5 protein-coding genes are annotated in these 5,275 nt (G+C 73.7%); 3 read left to right on the top strand and 2 right to left on the bottom strand.

Features of this window, described 5'->3' with window-relative positions:
• Together A7A76_RS18560 and A7A76_RS18555 are read right to left on the bottom strand one after the other, a co-directional pair.
• Window positions 1-181 (bottom strand): hypothetical protein (locus tag A7A76_RS18560; RefSeq protein WP_206412595.1); only part of this gene is annotated, 181 nt, incomplete at its 3' end.
• Window positions 182-334: 153 nt separating this feature from the next.
• The gene (locus A7A76_RS18555; protein WP_206412594.1) at window positions 335-1,531 is read right to left on the bottom strand and encodes a benzoate/H(+) symporter BenE family transporter; all 1,197 of its coding nucleotides are present in this window, start codon (window positions 1,529-1,531) and stop codon (window positions 335-337) included.
• Between the two features lie 262 nt (window positions 1,532-1,793).
• On the opposite strand from A7A76_RS18555, the gene A7A76_RS18550 reads away from it, so the two are divergent.
• The 3 genes from A7A76_RS18550 (at window position 1,794) to A7A76_RS18540 (ending at window position 5,252) form a co-directional block, all read left to right on the top strand.
• A complete protein-coding gene (locus A7A76_RS18550) occupies window positions 1,794-3,296 on the top strand; it encodes a GH-E family nuclease (RefSeq protein WP_206412593.1) in 1,503 nt (500 codons plus the stop codon).
• Between the two features lie 112 nt (window positions 3,297-3,408).
• On the top strand, window positions 3,409-4,632 hold the full coding sequence (locus tag A7A76_RS18545) for a hypothetical protein (RefSeq protein ID WP_206412592.1): 1,224 nt from the start codon (window positions 3,409-3,411) through the stop codon (window positions 4,630-4,632).
• Window positions 4,633-4,697: 65 nt separating this feature from the next.
• A complete protein-coding gene (locus A7A76_RS18540; RefSeq protein WP_206412591.1) occupies window positions 4,698-5,252 on the top strand; it encodes a HupE/UreJ family protein in 555 nt (184 codons plus the stop codon).
• The last annotated feature ends 23 nt before the right edge of the window (window positions 5,253-5,275 follow it).

Raw genomic sequence — 5,275 nt, 5'->3', positions numbered from 1 at the left:
CCACGGCCGCCGCGGCGGTCGCGCTGGTCGCGGGCGCGGGCAGGTCGGCGCCGCCGCGCAGGAAGTACAGCAGCGCCAAGGCCGCGGCGGTCAGCGCCAGGGCCAGGCTGACGATCACGCTGGGGCTGAGCAGGGCGCGCAGGCCGGGCGAGTCCAGGGCCGATTCGCGGCGGGCTTCCATGCGGCGCTTCCGTGGGGATGAGGGCCGAGCATACTCCCGGCGCGGGCGCGCCGGCATCGTCCGTACGGACCCCAGGATGGCGGGCGCCGGACCGCCGTCGGGCGCGCGTTGCGGGTGGCCGCTTCCGCCCGGGCGGGCGCAGGCGCGCGGCGCTCAGCGCGCCGGATCGGTCGCCGCCGGCTTCGGCTTGCGCCAGCGCAGCACGAGGGTGGCGAGCACGCCGGCGACCATGCCCCAGAACACCGAGCCGACCTGGAACGCGGTGAAGCCCGAAGCGGTGACCAGGAAGGTGATCAGCGCCGGCTCGCGTTCCTGCGGATCGTGCAGCGCCGAGGCCAGGCCGTTGCCGATGGTGGCGAGCAGGGCGATGCCGGCGATGGCCATCACCAGCGCCTGCGGAAACGCCGCGAACGCGGCCGCGACGGTGGCGCCGAACAGGCCGGTCAGCAGGTAGAACGCGCCGGCGGCGACCGCGGCCATGTAGCGCTTGCGCGGATCTTCGTGGGCGTCCTCGCCCATGCAGATCGCCGCGGTGATCGCCGCCAGGCTCAGCGAGAACGCGCCGAACGGCGCCAGCAGCAAGGTCGCCACGCCGGTCCAGCCGACCAGCGGCGAGGCCGGCACCTCGCGGTAGCCGTGCGCGCGCAGGATCGCGATGCCGGGCACGTTCTGCGAGGCCATCGTCACCACGAACAGCGGGATCGCCACGCCGACGGTGGCGGCCAGCGAGAACTGCGGCGTGGTCCACACCGGCATCGCCAGCGCCAGTTCGAGCTTGTCCAGGTGCAGCCCGCCCTGCGCGCCGGCCACGCCGACGCCGACGGCCAGCGCGACCAGCACCGCGTAGCGCGGCAGCCAGCGCCGCGCCAGCAGGAAGCTCAGCAGCATCGCGAACACCAGGGCGAAGTGGCTCTGCATCGAGACGAACACGTCCAGGCCGAAACGCAGCAGCACGCCGGCCAGCATGCCCGCGGCCAGGCTCGCCGGCAGCCGCGCCAGCGCGCGTTCGAGCCAGCCGCTGAAGCCCAGCGCCACGGTCAGCGCGGCGCTGATCGCGAACGCGCCGATCGCCTGCGCCAGCGGCAGGCCGGCCGCGGCGGTGATCAGCATCGCCGCGCCGGGCGTCGACCACGCCGTCACCACCGGCACCTTGTAGCGCAGCGACAGGCCGATGCAGGTCGCGCCCATGCCCAAGCCCAGCGCCCACATCCACGAGGCGATTTCGGCCTGGTCGGCGCCGCTGGCGCGGGCCGCGGAGAACACGATCGCGGCCGAACTGGTGAAGCCGACCAGCACCGCGACGAAGCCGGCGACGACGGCGGACAGGGACAGATCGCGCAAGTGGGGCATGCGGGCGAGGAAGCGGGGCGAAGCCTGCATCATGCGGCATCGGCCGCGCCGGCGGCTGTGCGCGGCGAGGGATTTGCGGCGCGCGCCGGCTTGCGCGCAGGCGCCTCGTCCGGGCCGCACCGGCTTGCCGGCGCCGTCGGGCAGAGACCGGGTCGGAATCGGCCGCGACGCGCGCGCTCCGCCCGGGTGCCGCCGCCGCGATTGGCCTGTATTCCCGGCTTTGAACGTTGTTGCAGGCATTCCACGACGAGCGGGACGGATCATGGGCATCGAACAACAGCGCTTGAGCGGCGGCGGCCAGGTGCACCTGGCGACCTGGGACGATCTGCGCCCGACCGCGCACGGCCCGGAACTGCAGACGCGCGCCTGGAACCCGAACGCCAGCCGCACCGGCCTGGCGTTCTACGATTCCACCGTGCACTACATGCGCAACGACTGGGCCCGCGAGCATATGGACGTGGTGCCGGTCACGCTCGGCGACAGCCACGTACTGCTGTACCGCAACCGCGAGTCCGACACCTGGCATACCGCCGAGGCGCTGGACATCGACCACGTGCAGCCGTGGAAGCAACACCTGACCAGCCTGGGCGCGCTCACCCAGGCCGACGCGCACATCGGCTACAACGACGTCGGCAACCTGCGCGCGCTGCCCAGCGCGATCAACCGCGGCCGCACCGCGGCCGAGCGCGCGCTCGAGCAAGGCGTCGGTTCGGACGCGTGGAAGGACTGGTCGGACCGCCATTTCCGTTTCGACCCCGACGCCGCGCACGCGCCGTTCGACCCGGTCCGCGACACCGCCCGCCGCACCACCACGCGCTTCCAGGACTGGACCCTGGAAGACGGGCGCTCGGTGCTGAGCTTCGACGCCAAGGTCGAGGGCAAGTGGTTCGAGCACCAGCTCTCGCAGCAATACCGCGGCACGGTCTCGATGGACGCCGGCCCGGATTACCACCGCGAGATCCCGCTGTTCGAGTGCCCGGTGACCGGGCAACTGGTCACCCGCGACGCCTTCGACATCGACCACGTCCGTCCGTTCGAAGACGTCGCCCGGGCGACGCTGGAGGCGCGCGGCGGCTCGATCACCAAGGCCGAGGCGCTGGACCTGTACAACGACACCGGCAACCTGCGCCTGGTCAGCCGCGCCGCCAACTGCTCGCACGAATGGGAGCTGGACATCCACGGCGAATACCTCGACCGCGGCGATCGCGAACACGAGGAGCCGGAGAACGAGCTCGACCGCGCCTTCGTCGAGTTTGGTCCGGACTCGCTGCAGGAGCACCAGGCGATGGACGATCTGCACGTCTGGCTCGACCGCCACCCGCAACCGCAGCCGGTGCAGGACGACGGCGAACCGGTGCACGTGCTGCAGCCGCGCTATGCGCTGGGCAATCCGCGCAATCCCGATACGCCGCTGTACAACGCCGCCTACGCTGAGGTCGCCGGCTACGGCCGCCAGCACGGCCTGGGGCTGAGCGCGGACGAAACCGCCAATATCTCCGCCGCGCTGACCCTGGCGGTGCGCAACGAGCGCTGGGACGAGGTCGGCGGCGTGACCTACAACCCGCAGCAGCGGACCTTCTACGCCTATACCGGCCAGCCCGACGCCTTGCTGCACGTCGAGGTGGGTCTGCAGCAGGGGCGCGCGCAGTCGGCCAACGACAGCGGCCGCGAATTGCATCAACTGCGGCACGATCCGCAGCAGGCGCAGCCCGGCGCCCAGGCGATGGACGTGCAGCAGCGCGAGGGCCGGCCGATGTCGATGTAAGCGGCGCGCGGGTCCGCGCTGCGGCCGCGCAGGCCGCGGTCGCTAAAGATTCCGACAGCGCGGCCGCGGCCGCGGCGGTGTACTGGCGGCTCCTTCGCCAGACGCCGCCGCCATGTCCGCTTTCTCCCTGCCGCGCTCCCGCCGCCTCGCCCTGGCCGCACCGCTCGCGCTCGCCGCCGCGCTGGCCGCCGCGCCGACCCCGGCGCGGGCATCCGATCACCTGGATTCGCCCAGCGTCATCGCCGACCCGCGCGCCGACATCGGCGACCTCTACGCCTGGATGCAGCCCGACGGCCGCCGCTTGAACCTCGCGATGACCGTGGTCGGCCACAGCTTCTCCGACCGCCTGCGCTATGTGTTCCGGATCGACAGCGCGCACCGCTTCGGCGGCGCCGAGCGCAGCCTGGAGATCGTCTGCCGCTTTCCCTCCGCGCAGCGCGCGCAGTGCGTCGCCGACGGCGTCGACGCGGCGAGCGGCGACGCCCGCGGCGAGGACGGGCTGTGGGGCGGGAAGCGCCGCCTGCGCGTGTTCGCCGGGCTGCGCGACGACCCGTTCTACAACAACGTGCGCGGCACCCGCGCCGCCTACGACGTCGCCGACGCGGCCCTGCGCGCCGGCGCGCCGCGCGACGCCAGCGGTTGCGCCCGCCTCGATGCGGACACGGTGCGCGCCATCGCCGAGCAATGGCGCCACACCGACGGCGGCCCCGCGACCAACCTGCTCGCCGGCTGGACGCCGGCGGCGCTGGTGGTGCAGATCGATCTGAACGCCGCAGACCGCGGCGGCCCGCTGCTGGCGGTGTGGGCGGCGACCGAATCCTCCGAGCGCCGCATCGACCGCGCCGGCCGCGTGCTGACCGGCAACGCCTTGCTCGGCACGCTCGACGGCGAGGAAGTCAGCGACCGGCTCAAGGAGCGCTACAACGCCATCGCGCCGGCGCAAGGCGGCGAGTTCGTCGGCGAAATCGAGAAGGGCCTGGCGTTGTACGACGGCTTCGACGGCCGCTGCGGCAACTCGCTGCTGGCCGCGCCCGGCGCGCAGCGCTATCGCGCGCTGGCGCTGCTGCTGGCCGACGACCGCCTGTGGATCGACAGCCGGCGCCGGCGCTGCGAACAGCCGTTCGCGGTGGAGCTGGCCCAGGCCGCCGGCCGCCGCGCCTATCGCCGCGACTGCGGCGGGCGCACGCCGCTGCAGGCGGCGATCAACGTCTATCGCTCGCTGCTGGTCGACGGGCGCACCGACAGCGTCAGCGACGGTTTGCTGCGCGACGAGAAGACGCCATCGCTGTCGAAGTTTCCGTTCCTGGTGCCGGCCGAGCGGGAGTACCGGCCGTGAGCGTCGCGCGCCGCTGCGCGCTCTTGCGGACGCGGATCGTTGCGCGCGCGGCCGTTGCCTGCGCGTTGTGCGCGTATGCCGGCGCGGCCGCGGCGCACTCGGGCGGCACCCCCGGCGCCGGCTTCGCGGCCGGTTTCGCTCATCCGTTCGGCGGCGGCGACCACTTGCTGGCGATGGTCTGCGTCGGCGCCTGGGGCGCGCAGTTGGGGTCGCCGTTGCGTCTGGCGCTGCCGACCACCTTCCCGCTGGTGATGGTCGCCGGCGCGGCGCTGGCGCTGTGGGGCCTGCCGTTGCCGGCGGTGGAGGGCGGGGTGGCCGTGTCGGTGCTGGCCCTGGGCGCATGCATCGCCTGGCGCTGGCGCGCGCCGGTGTGGGCGGCGTGCGCGCTGGTGGCCGGGTTCGCGCTGCTGCACGGTTACGCGCACGGGCGCGAGCTGCCGGTCGCGGCCGATCCGGCCGGCTACAGCCTGGGTTTCGTGCTCGCCACCGGGTTGCTGCATGTGTTCGGCATCGGCCTGGGCGAACTCGGCCTGCGCGCCAGTCCCGGCGCGCTGCGCGGGTTCGGTGCGGCGGTGGCGGCGGTCGGCGCCGCGTTCGTGGTCTCGGCGCTGCGCGCATGAGCGGCGCGGCGTGGGCGCCGGCG

The sequence above is a fragment of the Lysobacter enzymogenes genome (assembly GCF_017168095.1).
GTDB lineage: Bacteria > Pseudomonadota > Gammaproteobacteria > Xanthomonadales > Xanthomonadaceae > Lysobacter > Lysobacter enzymogenes_D.
Note: the sequence above shows the minus strand (reverse complement) of the source record. Positions and strands in the feature narration are given on the sequence as shown.

Coding starts and splice junctions, on each gene's coding strand:
- A7A76_RS18545 (WP_206412592.1), top strand. CDS start 3,409: ATGTCCGCTTTCTCCCTGCCGCGCTCCCGCCGCCTCGCCCTGGCCGCA.
- A7A76_RS18550 (WP_206412593.1), top strand. CDS start 1,794: ATGGGCATCGAACAACAGCGCTTGAGCGGCGGCGGCCAGGTGCACCTG.
- A7A76_RS18555 (WP_206412594.1), bottom strand. CDS start 1,531: ATGCCCCACTTGCGCGATCTGTCCCTGTCCGCCGTCGTCGCCGGCTTC.